Below are 25,154 nucleotides of genomic sequence, written 5' to 3' on the forward strand. Positions count from 1 at the left end.
TCTCTAAAATCTGTTAATATCTCTTCAAATATCTTAGATCGCTTCAAAAACATTGAATATTGACCATTCCCACTCTAGGGGTATTAGTTTATCTCAAAAAAATGAAAGATTGTATATCTACTTTGGGGAATAATTATTTAAGTCTGATTTCTACCTCTAGATTTATGAATTCCTGACAAACAGTCTTTATAGTTGGTTACTTAAGTAGGGAAACCACCGAATTGCATATGTGAGGTTAATAATCATGTCACATCAAATAACTGCATACCGAGTTGTTTGTCGGGTTATCTGAATCAGTAATAGGAGACTTTAGCTAGCTGTACAGATTAGAATCGGATTAACAGCAATATTACTCTAGGAACTAGCGCCTTTACAGGGAACAACCACTTCTAAGTTCTAAGACAGCACTAGTAAAATTCTTAGCTTAGAATAAAGTCATAAATATGGCAGCACAAGACTGATTAGGTTTGGTTGCAACCATTCCTATAGACATCATGGGCTTCTTGGATTCTGTACTTATTCTTTAACAATTGTCATATCAAGTTTGTTTAGTCACTTATCAAAAAATATCTTTCATGCTGAGCGTAACTCAGTGGTGCATAGGAGCACAGACGCGCTCCACACCGCTTCCCAAAGGGTAGTATCAGTATCTCGTAGATTAATCTCTTGTTGGAGACATTACGCGTAGCTTGCTTCTTGCTCTGAATTAAAACTATTTAGCCTGACTGAATATCACACTAATCTAAAAAATTCTCTATCACAGTATAAAACTTTGCACATCTAAGCAGAAATTAGTTTAATAGGAGTCGCCAATCATTCAAAAGTCAATATGTTTTTGGCTCAACATCAAACTGATTATTTCTCTTCCAACTGTAAATATAAATGTTAGTAGTTGTGACGCTTAGTAATTTTGAGCTTTCGTGTCATCTTCTGCTTTGTATAGCTAACGCTCTAGCTAAATGCTTCGGACAAAACTAAATATGCCAATAAATTGCTGAAGTTTTTTTGTTGTATACAAAAAAGGGGGTTGGAGGAGGTTTCTATGACTCGCTCAACGTAAGTGAGGACTTTGAGGGAGTTTGAGCTTTCTCCTCCGTTTTCTTTACTCAACGCGTTGCCCACGTTTGAGATTTGAGAAAGATAATTTTCGCATATTGCGTATACCCTTCTCGCCCCCTTTACTAATTATATAACATTGCAAAGTTTGATTGTTGCTACTGTTAGCAGCAGATGTTAGCGTTTCACCATTTAACACACTAAAGACTTATATCTACAGGATATTTTGTAATGTTTAATGCTTCACTTGACTATTCCCCTTGACTTATTACCAAAGATAGTTATTTTTCTGCCTTGCACGATTTGCAATCAAGTTATATGCATCTACCTGTTTTGAGAATCTGCATTGCAGTGTTCTTCGGAAATTAACAGGTATGACATCAGATAACCGTACTTATCCACTCCAAACAAAGGTGCAATGCCGTGAGTTTCTTACGCCAAGAAAGAAATAATGTTTGGCATAGGTTAGATGAACCTAATCCAGAGCAACTCCATTTAGTTGAAGCTAACGAGTTTCTACCTCGTATCAGTAAATGGACAAACATTGGAGGAGGAGTTCTGCTTACTACCTTTGTAGCAGGAATTACTCTGACATCTGTTTTAAAGTACAACGTTACAGTCAAAGTTCCTGCAACTATCCGACCTGTAGGAGAACTGCGAGTTGTTCAGTCTGCCATTACTGGAACTATTCAAAAGATTGAGGCTAGAGATAATCAGGTAGTAACTAAAGGAGAAGCTATTGCTTACATTGATGATTCTCGCCTGCAAAATCAAAAGAGCCAATTAGAAAATACGATTCAGCAGAGTCAACTACAACTAAGTCAAATTTATGCTCAGCTTGGTGAAATTAATACTCAGATTGCAGCGCAGACAAACTTAATTAACCGCACAATTATAGCTGCACAAGCTGAGCTAGGTGGTACTCAACGCAACTATGAAGACCAGCAAATTAAAGCTACAGCTGATATGGCACAAGTAGAAGCAGCCTTGACGTTAGCGAGGGTGCAGCGAGACAGATTACAGCGGGAAAAACTCTTAACGGCAACTGTGCAAGAAGCAGAAACAGCCTTGATTTTAGCGAGGGTGCAGCGAGACAGATTGCAGCGGGAAAAAGTCTTAACGGCAACTGTACAAGAAGCAGAAGCGGCCTTGAAGTTAGCTAGGGTGCAACGAGAGAGATTGAAGCCAATAGTAGCATCGGGAGCAATTTCTCGGACTTTGTTTGAGGAGAAAGAACAAGAGGTGAAATCTGCTGAAGCCAAGCTAGAACAAGCTAAAGCCAATGCTAAAAATCTTTTGGAAGAAAAAGCCCAAGCGGTGAAATCTGCTGAAGCCAAGCTAGAACAAGCTAAAGAAAACGCTAAAAATCTTTTGGAAGAGAAAGACCAAGCCGTTAAAGTCGCGCAAACGAACTTAGAAAAGGCTAAAACTGCGATTAATCCTAGTAACGCAACTGTAACCGTAGCATCTGAAAAAATTAAGCAAGAAAAGGCACAAGGTGAGGCTACTTTAGCTGCTTTGAAAAAAGAAAGAGAGACTCTACTCCAGCAAAATCTAGAATTCCAAAAGCAACTTGTTACTAATCGCAAAGAACTGCAACAGGTAGAAACCGACCTAAAACAGAGTGTGATTCGATCGCCAATTGAAGGTACTGTGTTGCAACTGAATCTTCGTAACCCTGGACAGGTAGTACAACCAAGTGAAGCTATTGCCCAGATTGCTCCTCTCAATGCTCCCGTGCTGATCAAGGCTCAAGTGCCGGCTCAAGATATTGGCAAGGTAAAAGCAGGTCAAAAAGTCCAGATGCAGGTTTCTGCTTGCCCTTATCCAGACTACGGCACTCTTAAAGGGACTGTCACAACAATTGCACCAGATGCCCTCTCTATTGCAAAAAATAGTGCATCTCCAGGTACACAGCAAGCTATACCGCAGGCTGCTACCTATGAGGTAACTATTGAGCCACAAACCCTACACGTGGGTAGAAGCGATCGCCAATGCTATCTCAAGTCTGGGATGGAAGGTAGAGCAGATATTATTTCCCGGCGGGAAACAGTACTTCAGTTCATTCTCAGAAAAGCAAGATTAATTACGGATTTTTAATCCCCTTGATTTGGGACTGGGGGCTGGGGACTGGGGACTGGGGAACTCGGGGCCCCCTCTGGGGATAAGGGGCAATGGGGGCTGGGGACTGGGTGTAGAGAAAACTCTTTGCATATTCTTAATTCCTAATCCCCAGTCCCTAATACCCTATGACCAATATCAAATCCTTTTGTATAGCAATTTAATAGATTTGGTGATCATGTTTAATCTATTCCAATCTCATAAAAATTACCAGTGTGTTTTACAGTTGAGTGAAGAAGACTGTGGAGCAGCTTGTTTGGCTTCGATTTCCAAACATTATGGACGGTTCCTAAGCATTAATCGCAGCCGCGAAGCAGTAGGGACTGGACAGTTAGGAACAACCATGTTGGGTCTAAAACGTGGCTCTGAAAATCTGGGTTTTAATGCTAGGGCAGTTAAAGCTTCGCCAACAATTATAGACAGAATTAAAGAAGTTCATCTGCCAGCTATCATACATTGGCAAGGTTATCACTGGGTTGTTTTATACGACAAACTGGGTAGTAAGTATGCGATCGCCGATCCTTCTGTAGGTATCCGTTATATCAGCCGAGAAGAATTAACCGAAGCATGGAATGGGGTGATGCTCTTACTGGAGCCAGATCCCGAACGTTTTAATGAGCAGCCTAAAGAAGAAGCCAAAGGTGGTTTAGGACGCTTTTTTAAGCGCATCTTGCCTTTTCGTGGGCTGTTAACTCATGTTTTGATGATCAATGTTGTCTTGGGACTGCTCGCTCTAGGTACTCCCATCTTGATCCAACTGCTCACAGATGATGTTCTGATACGTGGAGATACTCAGTTACTCACTGTTGTGGTGTCAGCCGTTGTAGTCATGACCTTGTTTAGCAGTGGTCTGCAAGTATTACAAGGTATCATGATTGCTCATTTTGGTCAACGGCTGCAATTAGGACTGGTTTTAGAGTTTGGGCGTAAAATTCTCCAATTACCCTTGAATTACTACGAAGCTCGTCGTAGTGGCGAAATCAGCAGCCGACTACGAGATATAAATGACATCAACCAGTTAGTATCACAGGTTGTGGTTCTTTTACCCAGCCAGTTTTTCGTTGCAGTGGTTTCTTTCTGTTTCATGTTGATTTATAGTTGGCAGTTAACATTTGCAGTTGTCCTTGTTGGCGCTTTAATGACTTTATCCACCTTACCTTTTTTACCTATTCTTCAACAAAAAACCCGCAATCTTTTGGTCTTGGGCGCAGAAAATCAAGGTGTGTTAGTGGAAACTTTTAAAGGAGCACAAGTTCTCAAAACTACAAATGCTGCACCGCAATTCTGGGATGAATTTCAAAGTCGTTTTGGTCGCCTTGCTAATCTTTCTTTCAGCACACTTCAAATCGGGATTATCAATAATACTCTTGCTGATCTCCTTTCTACAATCGGCGGTGTCATTATACTTGGACTAGGGAGCATGTTGGTAATTCGGGGGGAATTAAGCATCGGTCAAATGCTTGCTTTTAACGCTTTACAGATAAATGTTCTAAATTTAATTGACTCGTTAGTTAACTTAACGGATGAATATTTTCGCTCCCAAACAGCAGTTTCTCGCCTTTTAGAGGTGATTGACGCTACACCAGAAGTGGTAGGAGGTAGTCAAAAGCCAATTGCCCAAATCTCTGGTGATGCAGATATTCGTTGCTCTCAAGTTACATTTCATCATGCTGGCAGAATTGACTTATTAGAAGATTTTTCCGTCAAACTTCCTGGAGGAAAAGTTGTTGCTTTGATTGGAAAATCTGGCTGTGGTAAAAGTACCTTAGCTAAATTGATAGCAGGTTTATATCAGCCGAACTCTGGTAATATCCGCATTGGTTTTTTTAACACACAAGATATCTGTCTGGATTGCTTACGACAACAAGTAGTTTATGTACCCCAAGAACCTCATTTCTGGAGTCGCTCAATTTTAGATAATTTCCGCTTAGGAACACCTTATATTTCTTTTGAAGAAATTGTCACAGCTTGCCATGTTGCTGATGCAGACAGCTTTATTAGTCAACTTCCCAATAACTATCAAACTGTTTTAGGAGAGTTTGGTGCAAATCTCTCTGGTGGACAAAGACAAAGATTAGCGATCGCTAGAGGAATTCTCACTGATCCACCTGTACTAATTTTAGATGAAGCAACTGCGGGATTAGACCCAGTGAGTGAATCTCAAGTACTAGATCGGCTCTTGGAATACCGAAAAGGCAGAACCACGATTTTGATCACCCATCGCCCCAGCGTCATCAATCGCGCTGATTGGATCGTACTACTAGATAAAGGTCAGGTGAAAATCCAAGGTACGTTAGAAACTTTTCTCTCTCAACAAGGAGAGCATTTAAAGTTTTTATAACTGTGAAATTGGATAAAAACAAGTTGCAGAGACAATTATCAACTCTGCAACTATTAACAAGTAATGATCTTTAATTAAAAATAATAATTACCTGTCTTATACCATTTAACTTTAAAAATAATACAAATACGTTGGTAGGGGCACAGCATTGCCGTGCCCCTACGAGAAACCTATATGTATTAAGTGAAATTTTCTGAGCTAATAACAGTTAGTATATTAGTTACAAAAAATATACTTATTTTGATTAGAATTTATCTATTAAAGCTATCACAATCTATAATAAATACATTTTTTATGATTAACTTCTATCTAGAGAATAATTTAAAATATACGAGAATAGTTAATAATAAAAATATAGGTATTTAACACCTATTTACGTAAGTGAGGTCATCGATTATGTCTATTAAATTCATCAAATCTGAGCTACTTGTAGAGTTATCTATAGAGCAACAACAGCTTCTATCGGGGGGACGAGGAGCATATTTTGCAACAGTTTCAAGTCCCGATATTATCGTTCGTGGTCAACTTAGTACTAAAGAGGGCGTGAGTTTTCCTGTTGATATTGTCGGCATTAGGCGTGATTCATAGTTGATTGATAGACTTGTATAAATTGCAAGACTTTATAAACCCGCTTTATTTAAATAAAGCGGGTTTTTTAATTTTTAACTAATTATTGATATTGTTATTTACGTAAATAAAAGCAAATATTTTGTATAACGAATTATAAGAATTATATTACTATTAGCAAATATAAAAATCGGAAGCGATCGCTAGCAAAAAAAAACAAAAAATAAAGTCATTTCAACAAAAAGCATAAAAACAATTGTTGTTATTTATAAACATATTTCATTCTGCTGAAGAAAGTATTTAATATAAGTCTAAAGCTAGAATTTAAACTTCCGAATTTATAACTTTAGGATAATTTAATCCTTGGAAATTATTTCTATAACTAAAAGTATAGGTATTACATACCTATGACGTAAGTGAGGCAATTGATTATGTCTATATCATCTCAAATTATTACCTCTGATTTACTCATGGATTTATCCACAGAAGAACAGCAGTTCCTATCTGGTGGATTCTCCAAAGGCGACAACGGCGACGATGACGACGACGATGACGATAAATGTAAGAAAGACAAGAGTCCTTCCAAAATCTTCATTGTCAAAGTCTACAAAAAACGTTCATGTTGCAAACCCAAACCTTGCTGCTCTCATTAAGTTGATGTAGTAGCTCTATGATTTAAACTTTGGAATTCGTGAGTTAAGAAAAAGACTTATAAAAAGGCGTTGAGAAAACCCATTCCTTCTAGGGATAGGATGAAAGACGCCCCGACGCAGTTGACAGTTGACTGTTAACAGTCAACTGTCAACATGAAATCCCATCCCCTTTTAGCCCTTCGACTACGCTCAGGGCTAACGGTGAGCGAAGCCGAACCGTTAGGGGTGGGATGAGCCTAAATAACTTCCTCACGAATAATCAAGTTTTGGTCAAGATGGTAGCTGAAACATAACATTTATCAAGATATTTCCCCAGATAGAATGCTATCTATAGCAATCTCCTGGATTTGTGGAAATTGCCAGCTTTTTAAACTCGTTTTCTCAAGGAAAACGGGTTTTTTAGTCTTTATAGACTGTTGAGTATTTTTATATAGATACAACTATCAATAAATGCCTTAGAGGATGTCTGAAAACTTTTTGGTGTTGTATTCGAGACTTGTAGATCCCCCTAAATCCCCCCTAAAAAGGGGGACTTTATTCCGGTTCCCCCCTTAAAAAGGGGGACTTTGATTCCGGTTCCCCCCTTAAAAAGGGGGGCTAGGGGGGATCAAGCAAAATATTTAATACTTCTTAGACATCCTCTTACGTCAAAATTATCAGCTAACTTAATACTATTAGTTAACAGATACATGAAGAAGCGATCGCCAACAATAAAAACTTAGTTTTTATTAACTTTTATAAATAAAAATCTTTATTTATTTTTTGTAGTTTTAAAAAAAACTCATGTAACTTCAGATAGTATCTTAGATTATCCAAAAGTTATAAATTTAGCTTTTTAATCTCTCACTTTAGGAGAGTTTAATTATTAAAAAAAGTCCTTATAAAGAAAAGCGTAGGTATAACATACCTATGTACGTAAGTGAGGTAATTAATTATGCCATCTCAAATCATCACGTCTGATTTACTTGTAGATTTATCTACAAACGAGCAGCAGCTTCTATCTGGAGGTTTCTACTACAAAGGCGGCGATAACGGCGGCGATAACGGTAACGGTAACGGCGACGATAATGGCGACGACAAGGGCAAAAATGGCTGTGGCCCTAAGAAGAAATGTAAAACTTTCAAAGTCACAGTTTGTAAAATACACAAACCCTCATGTTGTAAGCCGAAATCTTGTTGCAGCTGAGTTAGTACAACCTAAAAACTGGGTAGTCTTGTAGTTCAAACTTTGCTATTAAGGGGGAGATGAGAAGAATTATATAATTTACTCAAAATAAATCAGATTTTGAGAGTTTATAGTAAATCTTCTCTGTTTTTGTAAAGCATTAAATTAGTGCCTTAAAGAATAGGAAAGTAAACTGCCAAGGGGAATGTTTACCTTTCTGCTCTCCCTTTATTTATGATTTACATAGTTTTGACTACTTGACAAACAGACTTTTACGGAAAAATTCAGATTAGTAGGCTGAATTTTGTGTCTATAAAGGTATTTTCTAGAATAGAAATGCTATTTATGGCAATTCTGTTCAAGTTGTGAAAATAACTAAACTTCAGAAACCCAGTTTTTTAAAAAACTGGGTTTTTAGTATTTTAATAACATATTAAAAATGTTTATGATATATAAACTCAAAATAAAATTTATAGATTTACATATAGCGGTTCTCGCTTGAGTGAGCTACACAGAAATTGTAATTAAAAGAAGTAATTAACCACAGATGAACAACGGACACTTGCTACAACGGAGGGAACCCCCGAAGTTCTAATGCTTTCTCTACGTTCGCGTAGCGTGTCGTAGACAGAGGCTACGCCAACGCGAACCGCTCAGACTTATCTTTGCAACGTAGTGTCCTCCCGATGAACACTGATAAATTTGTACCTCAGCCGACTAGGAAATGCCATGACATAGCTAATTAATAAATAGCCTGGTCATAAAGAGTGCGTTTAAATAAAGCTAATTAACTTAAATTATTGCATACTATAATTATAAAAACTTTTAATCAGCAATTAGATATAGTTTACGTTAGCCAAAAGCTATAAATAAAGCCTTTTAATTTCTAGCCTCAGGATAATTTAATTTCTAAAAAACCTGTTTATAAGTGAAACCATAGGTGTTAAAAACCTATGTACGTAAAGTGGGGCTAAAAGTTATGTCAATTCAAATCATCAAATCTGACTTTTTGAGAGAATTGTCCTTAGAAGAACAACAGCTCCTATCTGGAGGACAAGATTCTTATTACGGCAAAGATAAAGACGACTACAAAGAAGATTACGACAAAGAAGATGACTACAAAGGAGATAAGTACGGCAAAAAACGACGTTACCGCTGCTGCTACTACTCTTGGTATCCTTGCAAAAAATACTAAGTTGGCAAAGCCTGTAGGTGGATAGTTTCGTAGTTTAAACTTGACAAGCTGAGAGAGGAGAAAACTACTAGGACAGCTCTTAGTTTTCTGCTTATTCTCTTGCTCTAAACGCAAATAGTTTTAACTACTTTGCCAGTGCATATTTTACAGCTAACACTTTTATTTAGGCTGTAAAATATGCATTTTAATGTGTAATTTTTAACTTTTAATTTTAATTCAAAAAAGGTCAACAAAGCGATCGCTAGTATCATACGATTTAAATCCCACATTCCGAATGGAGATTCAGAGTATGTCACCGTGGCTTGTTGAGCGAGTCACTCAACTGAGTTCCTGTATAATTGGGAACCCATCCATCAGCGATCGCAAAGTAGCGTACTGCTTTAAAATGTAAAGATGCAGTTGGGCTACACCAATGTTCAATTCCGGCTGGGATGCAGAGATAGTCTTGTGTCTCAACTAAAAGCTGTACTTGACTACCATCAGGTCGCACGAACCCATAAATCATTTCTCCCGCCAAAACGTAGAGAGGTTCAGCAGCAGTGTGAGTATGGTAGCGGCTATAGGTTACTATCAGTTGGTGAAGATTCGCCGAACCTGGATGCACATTCAGTAAATCACACCAGAGAAAGCCATTTTCTTGCTGAAGAAATTCAAAGACGCTGTTATGGAGCTCTACAATGTAGTGTTTCTCAGACTCAGTTACAACATCTTGGTCTAGCAGATTCGCAAACAGAAGCGATGTTCCTGGGTCGTAGTGTCTGAGTTGGATGCCGAGAGGGGCAAGTTCACGAACTATTTCGCCTAAATCGCTCTCGATTTTGCCATCGTCAAGTAGTAGAGTAGCCATAACAAAAAACTAATTAACTGTTAAAAAGAGTATACTTAACTTTGAGTCAATAAGCCACTATTTCCGATAGACAAACTGTTGATTGATTTTCTCCTGCCCAAACCCTTAATTTTTCGTCACTATGCGTGAGTCCTGAGATTATTGGACACGAGTAGAACTACTACGGCGTAGTAAGCCAATAGTTCCAGCAATTATTCCTAAACCCAACATAGTACCAGGCTCAGGTACTCTTCTAGTTGTTTTTCTAGCCACTACCTTGTAATCAGGGCCATTGTAATATTCGGAATCATTATTAGCTTGACTCTTAGCTATAACTTGAATCCCACTCAGAGAATCGACACCCAATTGATTAAGGTTAACTCCCCAATAGCCAACTTGTTGAGAACCGGAAATTTCTGTAGTGTCAATTGAGTAGCCAGCGCTTTTTTGCTCAGTTCTAGACAGCTTTAAGAAGTTACCAAGTAATTTCCCAGTGCTATCAATCGCTTGCACACCTAAGTCACTATTCATGCCTCGTTCCCAGAAGAACAAGTTATCTAATCCAGTATTATCTTGTTCGATAGAACTGTCGAAGAATAAGTTAATTTTAGAAGCACCAATTTCCTCTGTATCAATAATATTATTTAAATTGCGATTACCTAATATAGCGGAAATTTCGCTATTAGTTGGATTATTTAGCCCAGAAACAGGCACAGGAGAAGTGGCATAATCTCCTTTTTCTGTACTGGCGGCTCCGGTATTGTTGTTGCCTGGCCCAGGTATGCTGCTAGCTCCAGGTTTAACACCTATGATTGGTGTATTATATAGTATTTCGGCTGATTTAACTAATGAGAAATTATCAAATGTTTGTTGATTTTGAGTAATAGAATTTAACCAAATATCTTCTTGAGAATTATATTTCTCTGGAGTCAAATTAGTCTTAAAGTTTGCGGCTTTTGCAAATGGAGAAATAGATAAATTTATGCCAATGGCAAACAATGTAAAGGCAACAAAAGATTGAAGTTGAAATCTCATAATTTCTACCGAAAAAGCACCGGATAACAAAATACACAGTAAATATCCCATACACTTTTGGTAAATCTATTACTCCACATTCCGCTCTTTAAACTGGCACATGTGGTTTTTGGGCATGGGTCATCAGAGTGGCTTTTCGCCAATGCCACAAGGAGGATACCGCCGCTTTCAATAAAATTTATCGGCAGAATGATGCTCAGGGTATGATTAACGTTTAAGCTAGTACAAGTGAACTGCCCTTAGTGTGGAATGTCTAACCTAATTCTGTTTTGGCATCGCCGTGATTTGCGTATTTCTGACAATACAGGACTGGCTGCGGCAAGACAGCAGAGTCCAAAAGTTGTGGGTGTTTTTTGCCTTGATCCGAATCTCCTGGAACGAGATGATGTTGCTCCGGTGAGAGTAACTTATATGATCGGCTGTTTGCAGAAATTACAGGAGCGATATGCCCAAGTGGGCAGCGAATTATTAATACTCCACGCCAATCCTGTGCAAGCGATACCAGCTTTAGCAGCGGCTTTGGGAGCCAAAGCTGTTTTTTGGAATTGGGATGTAGAACCGTACTCGCAAGAACGCGATCGCACCATCATCAATGCCCTCAGTGAAAATGGCATTCAGTTTCTTGACCAAAACTGGGATCAGATTCTCCACTCTCCCGAAGAAATTCGTACAGGTTCCAACGGTCGTTACACAGTTTATACCCCCTTCTGGAAAAATTGGATTAGTAAACCGAAGGCGAATCCAGTCGAAACTCTGCAAAATGCTGAGGGTTTAACGGCACAAGAACAGGAAATTGCTAAACACGCAGGAGCGATCGCTCTACCCTCAGCCAAAGATTTAGGATTTATCTGGGATGAAGAATTGATTCTTTCACCAGGAGAAGCAGCCGCTCAAGCCAGACTAGAAGAATTTACTACAAGAGCAATTACTGAATATCAAGAACAGCGCAATTTTCCCGCAGTAGATGGGACATCGCAACTAAGCGCAGCTTTAAAATTTGGCGTCATTGGCATTCGTAATGTTTGGCAAGCCACTATAGAAGTGTTAGAAAATAGCCGCAGCGATGAAGCAGCAACCAATATCCGTACATGGCAACAAGAATTAGCTTGGCGGGAGTTTTATCAACACGCAATGTATAACTTCCCTGAATTGGCTGATGGTGCTTACCGCGAAACCTTCAAAAGCTTCCCTTGGGAAACTAATGAAGAACATTTCCAAGCTTGGTGTGAAGGGAAAACCGGGTATCCCATCGTAGATGCAGCGATGCGCCAGATGAATGAAATCGGCTGGATGCACAACCGCTGTCGGATGATTGTCGCTAGTTTCTTGACCAAAGATTTGCTGATTAACCCCCAATTAGGGGAAAAATATTTTATGCAGCATCTCATTGACGGTGATTTATCTGCCAATAATGGCGGTTGGCAATGGAGTGCTTCTAGCGGGATGGATCCCAAACCTGTGCGGATTTTTAACCCAGCCAGCCAATCACAAAAGTTTGATCCAGAAGGTGAATATATCCGCCAATGGATTCCCGAATTGCGGTCTGTGGATACAGAATATTTGGTTACTGGTAAAATTTCACCTTTGGAACGCCATGCTGTTGGCTATCCTGACCCAATTGTCGATCATAAAATACAGCAGCAGCAGTTTAAACACCGTTATCAGCAGCAAAAAGCTTTTAGTGGTGCTGAGTAAAGTCTAGGATTTTCCTCTTCAGCGATGCCTACGGCTGGCACGCCTACGCATTTGCTATTTCGGCGATGCCTACGGCTGGCTACGCCTACGCATTTGCTATTTCGGCGAGCGCATTTGCTATTTCAGCGAGCGCATTTGCTATTTCAGCGAGCGCATTTGCTATTTCAGCGAGCGCATTTGCTATTTCAGTGACCGCATTTGCTATTTCAGTGACCGCATTTGCTATTTCAGCGATGCCTACGGCTGGCTACGCCTACGCATTTGCTATTTCAGTGACCGCATTTGCTATTTCGGCGATGCCTCAAACAAATTAAGACAAAGACCTTTAAGAGGTTTTACCACACAAAACCTGTCCTTGTTTGAGCTAGGGAAGGCTTGAACTTGAGTTTAAGGCAGGGAGAGGTTTGTCAAACTCACGTTTTGATAAGTCTGCGATGAGCTACGCTCCGCCGGAGGCGATCGCAGCAGTAAACGTTTTGTAGTGAATAGCAAAAAGTCCAAACTCAAAATCCTGCCAATTAAATCGTCTCAATCAATCTCTGTGTATTGTTTTCAGGCTTTGTAACTCATAAATTACACATATAGTCTTGTTTTTTATCCTGCTGCCACAAAAACTCCCAGTAAAACGGGAAAGACTAGACCTCCTGCATAAATGCTTAAATTGTCATGTTGAGCGGAGCGAAACATCTGAGTGACTGAGTAAGATTCTTCCCTCCACTACGTTCTGGTCAGAATGACACTAATAATTTTCGGACTTTTGCGAGAGGTTTACTGATTAGAGGGCTGTTAAACCAAGTTTGAGAGGTGAGCTTCTGATTAAGTTTAACGTTCTCTAATATTGAGTTTATTGGGTTGTGGCTTGTCAACGTTGTATTAAATGTTGTTCGCACAGGAGTATAAACAAGTTGCTAAAGCTTTCACAAGAATCTCCTCTATTTATTTTGTTGATTATTATTAGTTTCTTAATAGTAACTTTAGCTGCTTGGCTATCATCTAAACCATTTGTTATCAAACAATTTGGATTCAATGATATTATACAGCTACTCGCATTACCATTTTTTATTTCTCTCTTGCTGGAGCGTTCTTTAGAAGTTTTTATAACTACTTGGCGAGGCCCAGCCGCAGAGCAATTAAATATCAGTGTTCAACAACAGAAGCTTTTAGTTCATGAACATAGAAACTTTCTAGAAACGCAACAAAAACAAAATCCACTGGCTGCTTTAGAATATAATCAAATTAATGAACTCCCTCCTGTAGGGATGAGTTTAGAGCAGCAAATTATCCAAAACTTTACTCAAAATCAAGAATTACCTAGCACAACCAAATTACAAATTGATAATTTAAATCACAAAATTCATGAGCTAACTGAAAAAGAACGCAAAAGAGTAGCTTATAAGTCTGATACACGAATAATTGCGTTATGGACATCCCTTTTATTTGGTCTTTTAATCAGTGCAATAGGTATTCGCTCAATCGAGCCACTAGTGATTATTGATTCAGATAATACAATGCAAGTAATTCTTTTTCGTTGTTTAGATGCATTGTTAACGGGTGGTTTAATTGCTGGAGGTAGCGAGGGAATTCATAAGCTCATACAAGTTTTTATCGATTTTATGGAAGCTACATCCAAACAAATCAAAGGTAAGGGATTATCCTAGCCACTACCACCCGTTTTATTTTCATAGAAGTCTATTATCTAACGCCAGCCCTTTCAAGAGCTAAATTAAAAAGATGTATTTTTCTTAGTGTTTTAGTGTCTTTGTGTTTCAAAAGTCAAATTTTTCACCACAAAGCCACAAGGACACAAAGGTGAAAAGCCCACAATTGGGCAAAATTTTCTGGGATTTTTACTCACTTTGAAAAGGCTAATTACAAAAACCATTCCTGATTACTTGTCAAGGTCAATAGCGTAAAATCAGCAACTAAACTACTTAGCGCTCAAAAAAATTAACATGAGTCAGTTAAATAAGTGACACAGATAGAGTCAAAATATACTTTAATTAAACCAAATTATTTAAGTATATACTTATACAACTGTGGCTTATGTCATCGCCCCTTGAGCGCCCGCTGAAAATTGAAGTTAATCTGCCATCATCCCATCCTCGGTTATTAAAAGGACTGGATATGTGGTTGCGCTTGGGTTTGATATCTGACACCCAAGTTAGGCAGCTATGCCGAGAGTATCTCGTCTGCGAGGTGATATTACAACCTCTAGCTCAACCCGCAACTTCCGATCCTGTGCCGCATTTGCCTGTAACAGTTTTAGAATCTCATAACCGCAAAAAGCCGCGCCAAAAGGTAGTAGCTACCAGCTTTATCAGCACTATGTTGCAGTCACTAGGGGCAGAGTTGAGTGTCCGGTGGCTACTGTTTTTAGGAGTATTCCTAGTAGTGTTGTCTTCTGGCGTACTGGCTGCTAGTCAGTGGGAGAGATTTCCCGCTTCTGGACAGTACGGGGTTTTGTTGGCTTATACCTTGAGTTTTTGGGGCTTAAGCTTCTGGGCAACTAAACAAAGTAACCTCAGATTAACGGCTCAGACATTGCTGATTGTTACTCTTTTACTAGTGCCAGTAAATTTTTGGGCAATGGATAGCTTCCAGTTGTGGCAAAATCCTTTGGATTGGATTGTAGTTGCGATCGCCTGGCCGCTTCTCACAGCTATTACTGTTTTAGTTTGGAATAATCGAACTATTTTTCCTAATTTACATAGTGGCTATTTACCTTTAATTAATATTCTGGGACTAAGTTATCTACATTGGGGTTGGAAATTCCCAGGATTTCCCTTAATTGCCGTTTACTTGGCAATGATCGGCACAGCTATTATTACGGTTTATCAAAATCGCTACCCTCAGCATCACCCGCTAATCAGTAGGGAGCATAACAATAGACTTGGAATTTCTTCACCCGCTTTAGTAGTAATTTATGCTTTGGTAGTCCTGCTAGTGCGAGCAATTTTTGTTGTTCGATTAGATGTCACTCAGTTAGGGTTAGCCATTGGTGTTTGCGGCTGGCTAGTCACTTGGTTAGCAGAGCAAGGAGGCAGAGGGGCAGGGGAGCAGGGGAGCAGGGGAGCAGGGGAGAAAGAATTGCTTTCTACTTCTCCTGTGCCCCTCTACCCTTTACTCTGGGAAAAACTCGGCGGAATCTTACTGTTGCTGGGTTGGCTCGTTTCAGTAATACCTTATCCGTGGCAAGCAATAGCTGTATGTGGTTTGGGTTTGTGGTTTGAGGGAAGCCGTTTACGGCGGTACAGTTTAAAGGCTGATTTAGCGGCGATTTTTGTCATCGGCTTACAGACTATTTGGCTGGGTTGGCGGTTAGTACCTTCTGGACTACAGCAATGGGCGATCGCAACTAGCACGTATCTCACCAATGCTCAAAATGAACCTTGGGCGTTACTGGGTGTAGCTTTATTTCCCTACATAATTTTGATGGTGGTGCTCAATGAGAGCCTGTATCGCATTAATAAGCAAGAATTAGCTAAATTTGGCGAACTGTTAGCGCTGTTATTTGGCGCTTTTTTAACAACGCTCGCCTTAGCAAATCCCGCATTGCGATCGCTAAATCTACTACTTTCCACCGCCACTCTCGTCATCATCACCAAACGCCGCTCCCCTCCTCCCTCCCTCGTATACCTAACTCACATCATGGGAGTGCTGACATTTTGCTCTACCATCAATTGGCTTGTGCCAACTCTCAGTAAAGAAGCTTGGGCAAGCATTTTATTAGCTGTAATGGTGGCAGAATGGGGATTTAGCCTTGGCAATGGATTATGGCGACGCAGTGCTTGGTACATCGGTTTAGGGCTAGCTGCCGTTAGTTTTATTCTCTTGTGGGTAAATGCTAGCTCATCTTGGTATGGTGTAGCTGATAGCCAAGATCGTTGGGGAATCATTTGGCTAGCTACGCCTTTAGCTCTCACTGGCGTTGCCAATCGCACAACTACAGAGCGTCGTCCTATAAACAGTTACTTGAGCATTTTGGCTGTAGGCGTCGCCCAGTTACTTACTTTGCAGCTACCAGGAAGTAGATTAATCGGTTTGGCTGTGGGTACGGGGCTAATGTTCACGAATACTCGCTATTTGCGAAACCAAGCAGCGGCGTTAATCACAATAGGTTTTGGGCTGAGTTTCATCGGGGCGCTGTTGTGGACAGGTTTGCCTGGTTTTTCTCGCTTGGCGCTAGCAGGTTGGTTTATCGTGGGGGCGATCGCAACTCTAAGCTTATGGCTATCACGTACAGTACTATTGCTACGAGGTAACGAATTAGCAAATATCTATGCAACAGCAAGTAATAAATGGGCGATCGCCTTGTGTAGCTTTGAGTTATTAATGCTGACGTTGCACTCCGTGCTAGTTTACCAGGGGATTGTCTCGCCAGGATTTCTGTACTTTACTGCCACTGCCATAACCTTAGGAGCGATCGCTTATCGCAGTTGGCGAGAACCAACAGATTGGGCATTTTATGCCATTGGTTGGTGTCTGGAATTGTTAATTGCTGAAGTGCTGGGATTTGGGGAATATTCAACTCAGAGAATTGCCATCGCTAACATTGCCTTGGGTTTGATTGCTCAACTTTTAGGAGAGTGGTGGCGGCGACGACATCAATTAGAAAGACTTCCTAGCAGGTTTCATATTCTGCCACTTATCTATGGTGCATTTAGTGTATTGCTGCGTTTAGATACCTTTACCAACTGGACAGGCTTGTGTTCCTTGGGTGTAGCTTTAGTCGTGATTGGTGTAGGACGACGCCGCGAGAACTTCAAACCGCTACTTTACTTAGGAATCATTGGCGTATCAATTTCTGCCTATGAACTTTTGCTCTACCAGATGTTACAAGCCAGAGGAGGAGCATTAGGTGATGGATTAATTGCTATGTCTGCTCTTGGCACTGGCATCATGTATGCTTATCGCATCCTTTCCCCTTGGCTTGTAGCCTACTTACGCCTGACTTCGCAAGAACTCAAAAGAATTGCTCATATTCACTGGGCTTGGAGTAGCTTTTTATTGATGGCTGCCATTCCTACTCCCATTGAAGTTAACCGTTTGGTGGGATTGGCAACCGGGGCATTTTTGATTCGATATGCCATCTTTCAGGGACGGCGATCGCGCATTGTACAGCAGTTACTACAACTAAGGGAACCCTCAGAAATTCCGAAAGTTGGAAGCAGCCAATCCTCGGACTTATTTGCACAACATACTGCCTTACTTATTAACGAAATTCCCCTCTACAAGTTGGGAGGAATAACGATAGCAGAAATGTGGGTTTACCTCGGTTTATTAGAGGTAGCTGGCATGAGAATTTACTGGCGGGAGACAGCAGTAGGACAATTTTTGACTGGGCCGCTAATTCCTTGGAATGGTGCGATCGCTTGTGTGGTAGCTTATTTTCTGTACATTCTGCCTTGGGAAAATTGGGGTTGGTCTAAAAGACCTTGGCAACAAGCTGCATACATTGTGCCATTGATAATTTTATGGGAAACCAAACTGCGAGTTTACCCAATCTCCATACTAATTGCCGCTGGATTCTACATCTTCCTGGCAATATTCGGTAAAAACATTCGTTTTACTTATATTAGTGCGGCATTAGTTGATTGGGCACTTTACCGCTGGTTTTATCACTTAAATCTCACTGATCCTTTGTGGTATGTAACACCAATTGGGTTATCACTGCTTTATGTTGCTCAAATAGATCCCCAGTTGAGACTACCAGAATATAAAATAGCTCGTCATAGCTTTCGATTATTAGGTAGTGGTGTAATTTGTGGATGGGCAATTTTATTTCATCAAGACACAGCCTGGATACCTGGAATTTTCAGCCTCATCGCCATTTTTGCCGGCTTAGCTTTGCGAGTACGGGCTTTTCTCTACATTGGCACAGCCACGTTTTTAATCACTAGTATCTATCAATCAGTGATTTTAAGCTGGCGCTACCCTTTTATGAAATGGGTTGTTGGCTTGCTAGTAGGTATCGCATTGATTTCAATTGCAGCCAACTTTGAAACCCGTCGCGCTCAACTAACTGCCCTAATTCGCAACGCTATTGATGAATTTCAGTCCTGGGAATAGGAAATATTAGACCTGCCTTGAAAATAGGGGCTGGGGACTGGGAACCTACGGTGTACACACAAGTCTTTGAGAATGGCCTCACAAGCTTTTTATCCCCCCAACCCCCCTTTCCAAGGGGGGCAAAAACTTCTCAAAGTCCTCCTTTTTAAGGAGGATTTAGGAGGATCTACACAATTTTGGTTTGGTACAGAGATGTGTGTACACCGTAGCCTTACTAAGGAGAGGGGCTGGGGGTGAGGTTTTGATATGTACCTCATCCACCTGGGAATCGCTATAGTCTATACAATAAATTAAGTACGAAACCTTTGATAATACCAGGAGGTGACTTATGCAGAGTGTAAATCGCTCCTGGCAGCTAAAAAACTACGGTATTGCTGTACTCGCCAGCGCTTTAGCACTGTTATTTTCCCTACTGATATCGCCACTGCTGGAGAACTTTACTTTCTCAGCATTTTTTGCAGCGGTGGTGTTGAGTTCATGGTACGGTAATCGTGGCTCAGGTCTGCTGGCAACCTTTCTTAGTACCTTGGCTGTTGCTTACTTCTTTTTACAGCCCATCTATTCACTGTCTACAGTGACACTGGATAGTATCATCCGCTTGGGGTTATTTACTGTTGTCTCTCTGCTAACCACAGAGTTAAATGCTGCTTGGAGAAAGGCAGAATTAAAGCTACGAGAAAGCGAAAGTCGCTATCGAGAAATGATCGAGGCGGTGCAAGACTATGCCATTTATAGATTAGACCCAGAGGGGCGAATTGTCACCTGGAATACTGGGGCAGAACGCATTAAAGGTTACACAACTAAAGAAATTTTAGGTCAGCATTTCTCCCGCTTCTACACAGCCAGTGACTTAGAGCGAGGTCATCCTACCCAATCCCTTCAGATAGCTGCATCCCAAGGAAAGTTTGCCGAAGAAGGTTGGCGAGTCCGCAAAGATGGCTCGCAGTTCTGGGCGAGTGTTTTGCTAACAGTTATCCAAGATAAGCAAAAAAAGCTACGCGGCTTCTCTAATTTTGTACGTGATATAACAGAGCGCAAAAGAGCCGAAGAGGAACTGCAAAAGCGATCGCAACAACAAGAAGCGATCGCTCAGTTGGGTCAATTGGCACTCTCTGGCATCAGTCTGATGGCGTTAATGAATGAAACTGTAACCCTGGTAGCTCAAACTCTAAACGCAGAATACTGCAAAGTATTAGAGCTATTACCACAGGATGTGCTGTTATTAAGGGCAGGTATAGGATGGGAAGCTGAATTAATAGGTCATGCCACAGTTAGCACAGGTAGTGATTCTCAAGCAGGTTATACCTTGCTTTCCACTCAGCCTGTTGTGGTGACAGACATTAACACAGAGACGCGGTTCCGTGGTTCTCCCTTGCTGTACAACCACGGAATTATCAGCGGTATCAGCGTGATTATTAATGGACATCAGCCACCCTGGGGCGTTTTGGGTGTTCACACCATCCATCAACGAACCTTTACCCAAAATGATATTAATTTCTTGCAAGCCGTTGCCAATATCCTGGCTGATGCAATCAATACTGAAGAGTCAGCGCAAGCATTACAGCAAAGTTATAGCTTGCTGCAAAGTGTCATTGAAGGCACAAATGATGCCGTATTTGTCAAAGACTTCCAGGGGCGCTACAAACTGATTAATACTACAACAGCGCGAATTTTGGGTAGAACCAAAGACGAAATTCTTGGCAAAGATGACACTGAGTTACTTACGGCTGACTTTGCGACTGTTATTAGAGAAACAGATCGCCGTATTATGACCACAGGAAAGGCAGAGGTTATTGAAGAAATGTTGATAGAAGCGGGTAGCCTGCATACTTTCCTATCTACTAAAGATCCCTACCGGGACGCACAGGGAAACATCATCGGCATAATTGCCATATCACGAGACATCACAGAGCGCAAGCAGGCTGAAGCAGCATTGTTCCGCTCGAATCAGCGTTTGGAAACCTTGCAAGCAATCGACCGGGCCATCTTAATGGCAGAGTCACCAGCGCAAATTGCCCAAGCCGCCCTCGAACGCTTGAGTAGTATTATTACTTGCCAACACGCTGCTGTTATTTTGTTTAACTTCAACACAGGTGAAGCCCAAATCCTGGCGGGGCAAATTGCTCTTAATCTTCCTGGATCTGTGATACCGATTACTGATTTAGTACCAGTAGAAATGGTTAGGTATCGAGAACCTACCTTATATATAGAAGATATTGCTACCTCAAGCATTCGCACACCCGCCCTAGAGCGTCAAATGGTCACAGGCTCTCGAAGTTTTCTGACGGTAGCGTTGCTAGTTGAAGGCAATTTGATCGGAGACTTGACTCTATTTGCCAACGAACCTGCGGCTTTTAATTCAGAATACCAGACGATCGCCACCGAAATCGCCAATCAATTGGCGATCGCTATCCAGCAATCCCGACTGCGAGAACAATTACAAAACTATGCCAATGAATTAGAGCAACGAGTCGCAGACCGAACAGCTGCCCTTGTGGAAGCCAACAATGAACTCGAAACCTTCGGCTATTCTGTCTCTCACGACTTACGCGCCCCTCTGCGATCAATGCAAGGCTTAGCCCAAGCACTACAAGAGGACTACAGTCATCAATTAGATAGTGATGGACAAGAGTATATCGAGCGGATTGCTGGCTCGGCAGAGCGGATGGATGGGCTAATTCAAGACTTGCTCGACTATTCACGCCTGAGTCAGACTGAAATTAACCTCCGTGTACTAAATTTGACAGAAATTGTCACAGAAGCCCAAAATCAACTAGAAGCAGAATTGCGATCGCGCCAAGCTCAAGTAACTGTAGAACAACCACTTCCAGAAGTTATGGCTCACCGCACAACTTTAATCCAAGTGATTGTTAACCTGCTAAGTAATGCTATCAAATTTGTCCCCCCTAGTCGGCAACCCCAAATTCGGGTACGAGCAGAAGTCATAGGAGCAGGGGGAGCAGGGGGAGCAGGGGAGCAGGGGAGCAGAGAAGACAAAGGGAATCTAAATAAAACATTTTCTACTACTTCCACTACTCAGCACGGGCTAAACCATAGCTATCCGCTAACAGGACTCAGGACTCAGCACTCAGCACTCAGTACTCAGGACTCAGCACGGGCTAAACGCCCCGCTACCGCTAACAGCACTCAGGACTCAGCACTCCCACGAGTTCGCCTCTGGGTAGAAGATAACGGCATTGGCATTGCACCAGAGCATCAGCAGCGAATTTTCAACGTATTTGAAAGGCTACATGGTGAAGAGAGCTATCCTGGTTCTGGCATTGGCTTAGCCATTGTCCGCAAAGGTGTTGAGCGTATGGGGGGACAGGTCGGTGTAGAGTCTTTAGTAGACCAAGGTAGCCACTTTTGGATTGAACTACAAACAGATACCATGAAAACATGAACACAGATCAACAGACCATTTTGTTGGCAGAGGACGACTCTAATCAAGTCCTGCTGATTCGGCGTGCTCTACGCAAAGCGAATCTGACACAACCACTCCAAGTTGTTACCAATGGGGAAGCTGCCATATCTTACCTCTGTGGTGAAGGTGATTATGCTGACCGGAAGTCCTATCCTCTACCAATACTGGTTTTGTTAGACCTGAAAATGCCCCGGAAATCTGGGTTTGAGGTTTTAGAGTGGCTGAGGCAGCAACCTGAACTGAAACGCTTACCTGTTATCGTACTCACAACTTCCAAAGAAAAAACAGACATTCACAAAGCTTATGACTTAGGTGTCAACTCTTACTTAGTCAAACCTATAGCCTTCAATGACTTAACCGCAATGATAAAGTTACTTGATGACTACTGGGTAAATTTGAATCAGCAACCGTTCTACACTGATTAAAAGTTTAGTAGAGACTGCACACCCCATATTTGTAATCAGTAAACAGTAAACAGTAAACAGTAAACATAATTGGGTTTAAGGAGAACTACTAAGGGGGCGATCGCAAACAAGCTGAAAACTAATAACCCAAAGCCGATGAGTGGCAGGCACTATCTGGCGGGTTTAAATCCCCCACCATAGGCCGTCAGGACTGATAACTATTTACTGTTTACTGTTTACCGTTTACTGTTTACTGTTTTTTGTCTCCCCATGCACATTCTAATCATTGACGACAATCCAAATGACCGCTTCATGATTATCCGAGAAATGCGCCGGGAGTTTCCTGATGTAGAAGTGGAGGAAGTGGGTGCTCCAGAAGAGTTTGAGCAAGCACTGGCATCAGGTCGTTTTGACCTAACCATTACCGACTATCAGCTGCGTTGGGCTAATGGTTTGGAAATATTGCGTACTCTCAAGCATCGCTACCCTGAGCGTCCTGTGATTATGTTTACAAACACGGGGAGCCAGGAAATTGCTGTTGAAGCAATGAAAAGTGGACTTGATGATTACATCCTTAAGTCAGCTAAGCACCTGGTTCGGCTATCGGCAACCGTAAAGTCTGTCTTAGAACGCAATGAAACTCGACGTAGAGCCAGCTTTTTTGAGAACCGCCTGCAATTTCTGCTCAACCAATTAAATGTCGGTGTGTTTCGGGCAATTCCCGACGGAAGGCTACTCGAAGTCAACAGTGCTTTTCTCAGGTGTCTGGGACTTAATTCTCTAGACGAAATTCGGTCTAATAATCGCTTTGATGAAATTTTTTCTAGAGCGGGGGATATTATGCCAGAGCAAAGACGAGAACGAGAATTAAAGTTACGTAGAGCAGATGGTAGCTCGTTCTGGGTTGCCGTGAATGAAACTCTCAATACTACTCATGGAGATCCGGTCATTGATGGGCTGGTGGAAGATATCACCGGGCGCAAACGTGCGGAAGAAACACTAAAGCGTTATGCAACAAGATTAAAAACTCTACAGGAGTTAGATCGCTCAATCCTGCGGGCAATTTCTCCTACAGAAATTGCTCAAGCTGCCCTTGCTTACACCTATCCATTAATTCCTTGTGAGTTACTGGATGTGACATTATTTGACTTGGAGCATCAACAAGCTTCTGTGCTGGCTGTTGAGTCTAGCGATCGCATTGGCTTTAATAGTGGTGAGAGTTTATCATTGCAAGACTTTGGCGACATTAGCATTTTGCAACAAAACCAGGTGATGCTCATTGAAAACCTGGCTGAGCATCCCAAACCTTATCATGTCCAACAACGACTATTTGACCAAGGCATTCGCTTATTAATCAATGTGCCTGTGATTGCTCAAGGACAGCTCATCGGCTCTTTGAATGTGGGAGCAATCCAGCCCAAGTCATTGACTGAGGAAGATGTAGAAATCGCTCGCGAAGTGGCGAATCAGTTAGCGATCGCCATCAAGCAGTCCCGTATGCGTGAGGAATTGCAGCGCTATACTGAACAACTCGAACAACTGGTTAGCAACCGTACACAACAGCTAGAAGAAGCAAATAGTGCTTTAGAAGCTTTTACCTATTCTATCTCTCACGACTTACAAGAACCTCTGCGTGCGATGCGGGGATTTGCCGCTATTCTCTTAGAAGAATACGAAACCGCCTTGAATTCAGTCGGGCAAGATTTACTTAATCGGATCGCCAGCAGTGTGGAGCGGATGGATAATCTGCTGGTGGACTTATTAGACTACAGCCGTTTGAGTCGCGTTGATTTGCCACTTCAACCAATTAACCTCAACTCACTACTGACGCAAGTACTGACGCAACTAGAGCCATCACTTCAAACACAGCAGGCTCAAGTGATCGTCTCTGAACCCTTGCTGGAAGTTGTCGGAAACTACCGCACTGTTGAGCAGATTGTTATAAATCTACTAACCAATGCCATCAAGTTTGTCGTTCCCGGAGTTCAACCCCAAGTCCGAGTATGGACTGAACACCGCAACAGGGGCGACCGCTGGGTGCGTTTGTGGGTAGAAGACAATGGAATTGGCATCCAACCTCAATATAGTGAGCGGATTTTTGGCGTTTTTGAACGTCTGCACAGCATTGAAGCTTACCCAGGAACAGGAATTGGATTAGCGATCGTCCGTAAAGGCATCGAACGCATGGGCGGTCAAGCCGGGATGGAGTCAGAAATCGGTCATGGTAGTCGTTTTTGGATTGAACTACCAGAATTTGTTAAGTGAAGGGGATTGGATATTGGGGAAAAGTTAGAGGAGTAGGGGGCGGAGGGGCGGAGGGGTGGAGGGGCGGAGCAGGGGAGGCAGGGGAAGCAGGGGTGGAGGGGTGGAGGGGCGGAGGGGCAGAGGGGCAGAGGGGCGGAGGGGCGGAGGGGCGGAGCAGGGGAGGCAGGGGAAGCAGGGGGAGCAGAAAATGTTAACAACCCTCAGAACGCCGTTAATGGAGCTATGAACTCCGTTAACGAACCTTTGAACTCCGTTAACGAACCTTTGAGCTTCGTGAATCTACCTTTGAACTCTGTTAACAAACCTTTGAGCTTCGTGAATCCACCTTTGAACTCCGT

At 41.7% G+C, this 25,154-nt stretch carries 15 protein-coding genes; 13 read left to right on the top strand and 2 right to left on the bottom strand.

Annotation, left to right across the window (positions count from 1 at the left end; all coding sequences use genetic code 11):
• Positions 1-1,479 precede the first annotated feature (1,479 nt).
• The 6 genes from FNW02_RS02350 to FNW02_RS02375 all read left to right on the top strand — a co-directional run bounded on the left by FNW02_RS02350 (position 1,480) and on the right by FNW02_RS02375 (position 9,098).
• A complete protein-coding gene (locus FNW02_RS02350) occupies positions 1,480-3,156 on the top strand; it encodes an HlyD family efflux transporter periplasmic adaptor subunit (protein ID WP_191755963.1) in 1,677 nt (558 codons plus the stop codon).
• A gap of 199 nt (positions 3,157-3,355) precedes the next feature.
• Entirely contained in the window at positions 3,356-5,518 is a 2,163-nt protein-coding gene (locus tag FNW02_RS02355; protein WP_191755964.1) for a peptidase domain-containing ABC transporter, read from the top strand.
• Positions 5,519-5,914: 396 nt separating this feature from the next.
• Positions 5,915-6,106, top strand: a complete 192-nt coding sequence (locus FNW02_RS02360; RefSeq protein WP_191755965.1) for a hypothetical protein — start codon at positions 5,915-5,917, stop codon at positions 6,104-6,106.
• A 410-nt stretch (positions 6,107-6,516) separates the two neighbouring features.
• A complete protein-coding gene (locus tag FNW02_RS02365; RefSeq protein ID WP_191756059.1) occupies positions 6,517-6,738 on the top strand; it encodes a hypothetical protein in 222 nt (73 codons plus the stop codon).
• Between the two features lie 934 nt (positions 6,739-7,672).
• On the top strand, positions 7,673-7,924 hold the full coding sequence (locus FNW02_RS02370) for a hypothetical protein (RefSeq protein WP_191755966.1): 252 nt from the start codon (positions 7,673-7,675) through the stop codon (positions 7,922-7,924).
• Between the two features lie 958 nt (positions 7,925-8,882).
• Entirely contained in the window at positions 8,883-9,098 is a 216-nt protein-coding gene (locus tag FNW02_RS02375; protein WP_191755967.1) for a hypothetical protein, read from the top strand.
• A gap of 292 nt (positions 9,099-9,390) precedes the next feature.
• Here FNW02_RS02375 and FNW02_RS02380 read toward each other — a convergent pair whose 3' ends face one another.
• Both FNW02_RS02380 and FNW02_RS02385 read right to left on the bottom strand, forming a co-directional pair.
• Positions 9,391-9,945 (bottom strand): 1,2-dihydroxy-3-keto-5-methylthiopentene dioxygenase, encoded by a 555-nt coding sequence (locus tag FNW02_RS02380; RefSeq protein WP_191755968.1) that lies wholly within the window; start codon positions 9,943-9,945, stop codon positions 9,391-9,393.
• Positions 9,946-10,083: 138 nt separating this feature from the next.
• A complete protein-coding gene (locus tag FNW02_RS02385; protein WP_191755969.1) occupies positions 10,084-10,959 on the bottom strand; it encodes an exosortase-dependent surface protein XDP2 in 876 nt (291 codons plus the stop codon).
• Positions 10,960-11,208: 249 nt separating this feature from the next.
• On the opposite strand from FNW02_RS02385, the gene FNW02_RS02390 reads away from it, so the two are divergent.
• From FNW02_RS02390 to FNW02_RS02430, 7 genes are all read left to right on the top strand, one after another.
• Positions 11,209-12,654, top strand: a complete 1,446-nt coding sequence (locus FNW02_RS02390; protein ID WP_191755970.1) for a deoxyribodipyrimidine photo-lyase, 8-HDF type — start codon at positions 11,209-11,211, stop codon at positions 12,652-12,654.
• A 65-nt stretch (positions 12,655-12,719) separates the two neighbouring features.
• Positions 12,720-12,968, top strand: coding sequence for a hypothetical protein (locus tag FNW02_RS02395; RefSeq protein WP_225225349.1), 249 nt, complete (start codon positions 12,720-12,722; stop codon positions 12,966-12,968).
• A gap of 591 nt (positions 12,969-13,559) precedes the next feature.
• On the top strand, positions 13,560-14,312 hold the full coding sequence (locus FNW02_RS02400) for a hypothetical protein (protein WP_191755971.1): 753 nt from the start codon (positions 13,560-13,562) through the stop codon (positions 14,310-14,312).
• Between the two features lie 385 nt (positions 14,313-14,697).
• Positions 14,698-18,723: a DUF2157 domain-containing protein gene (locus FNW02_RS02405; RefSeq protein WP_191755972.1), complete on the top strand. Its 4,026-nt coding sequence runs from the start codon at positions 14,698-14,700 to the stop codon at positions 18,721-18,723.
• Between the two features lie 328 nt (positions 18,724-19,051).
• Complete coding sequence (locus tag FNW02_RS38330; RefSeq protein WP_225225350.1) at positions 19,052-22,126, top strand: PAS domain S-box protein; 3,075 nt, start codon at positions 19,052-19,054, stop codon at positions 22,124-22,126.
• Positions 22,123-22,572 (top strand): response regulator, encoded by a 450-nt coding sequence (locus tag FNW02_RS02425; protein ID WP_191755973.1) that lies wholly within the window; start codon positions 22,123-22,125, stop codon positions 22,570-22,572. The genes FNW02_RS38330 and FNW02_RS02425 overlap by 4 nt, the downstream gene beginning before the upstream one ends.
• Positions 22,573-22,821: 249 nt before the next feature.
• Positions 22,822-24,816 carry an ATP-binding protein gene (locus tag FNW02_RS02430; RefSeq protein WP_191755974.1) on the top strand — a complete coding sequence of 665 codons (1,995 nt, stop codon included), beginning with the start codon at positions 22,822-22,824 and terminating at the stop codon, positions 24,814-24,816.
• The last annotated feature ends 338 nt before the right edge of the window (positions 24,817-25,154 follow it).

Source organism: Komarekiella delphini-convector SJRDD-AB1 (assembly GCF_014831675.1).
In the GTDB taxonomy this organism is placed as follows: domain Bacteria; phylum Cyanobacteriota; class Cyanobacteriia; order Cyanobacteriales; family Nostocaceae; genus Komarekiella.

Coding starts and splice junctions, on each gene's coding strand:
- FNW02_RS02355 (WP_191755964.1), top strand. CDS start 3,356: ATGTTTAATCTATTCCAATCTCATAAAAATTACCAGTGTGTTTTACAG.
- FNW02_RS02360 (WP_191755965.1), top strand. CDS start 5,915: ATGTCTATTAAATTCATCAAATCTGAGCTACTTGTAGAGTTATCTATA.
- FNW02_RS02365 (WP_191756059.1), top strand. CDS start 6,517: ATGTCTATATCATCTCAAATTATTACCTCTGATTTACTCATGGATTTA.
- FNW02_RS02370 (WP_191755966.1), top strand. CDS start 7,673: ATGCCATCTCAAATCATCACGTCTGATTTACTTGTAGATTTATCTACA.
- FNW02_RS02375 (WP_191755967.1), top strand. CDS start 8,883: ATGTCAATTCAAATCATCAAATCTGACTTTTTGAGAGAATTGTCCTTA.
- FNW02_RS02380 (WP_191755968.1), bottom strand. CDS start 9,945: ATGGCTACTCTACTACTTGACGATGGCAAAATCGAGAGCGATTTAGGC.
- FNW02_RS02385 (WP_191755969.1), bottom strand. CDS start 10,959: ATGAGATTTCAACTTCAATCTTTTGTTGCCTTTACATTGTTTGCCATT.
- FNW02_RS02390 (WP_191755970.1), top strand. CDS start 11,209: ATGTCTAACCTAATTCTGTTTTGGCATCGCCGTGATTTGCGTATTTCT.
- FNW02_RS02395 (WP_225225349.1), top strand. CDS start 12,720: ATGCCTACGGCTGGCTACGCCTACGCATTTGCTATTTCGGCGAGCGCA.
- FNW02_RS02405 (WP_191755972.1), top strand. CDS start 14,698: ATGTCATCGCCCCTTGAGCGCCCGCTGAAAATTGAAGTTAATCTGCCA.
- FNW02_RS38330 (WP_225225350.1), top strand. CDS start 19,052: ATGCAGAGTGTAAATCGCTCCTGGCAGCTAAAAAACTACGGTATTGCT.
- FNW02_RS02425 (WP_191755973.1), top strand. CDS start 22,123: ATGAACACAGATCAACAGACCATTTTGTTGGCAGAGGACGACTCTAAT.
- FNW02_RS02430 (WP_191755974.1), top strand. CDS start 22,822: ATGCACATTCTAATCATTGACGACAATCCAAATGACCGCTTCATGATT.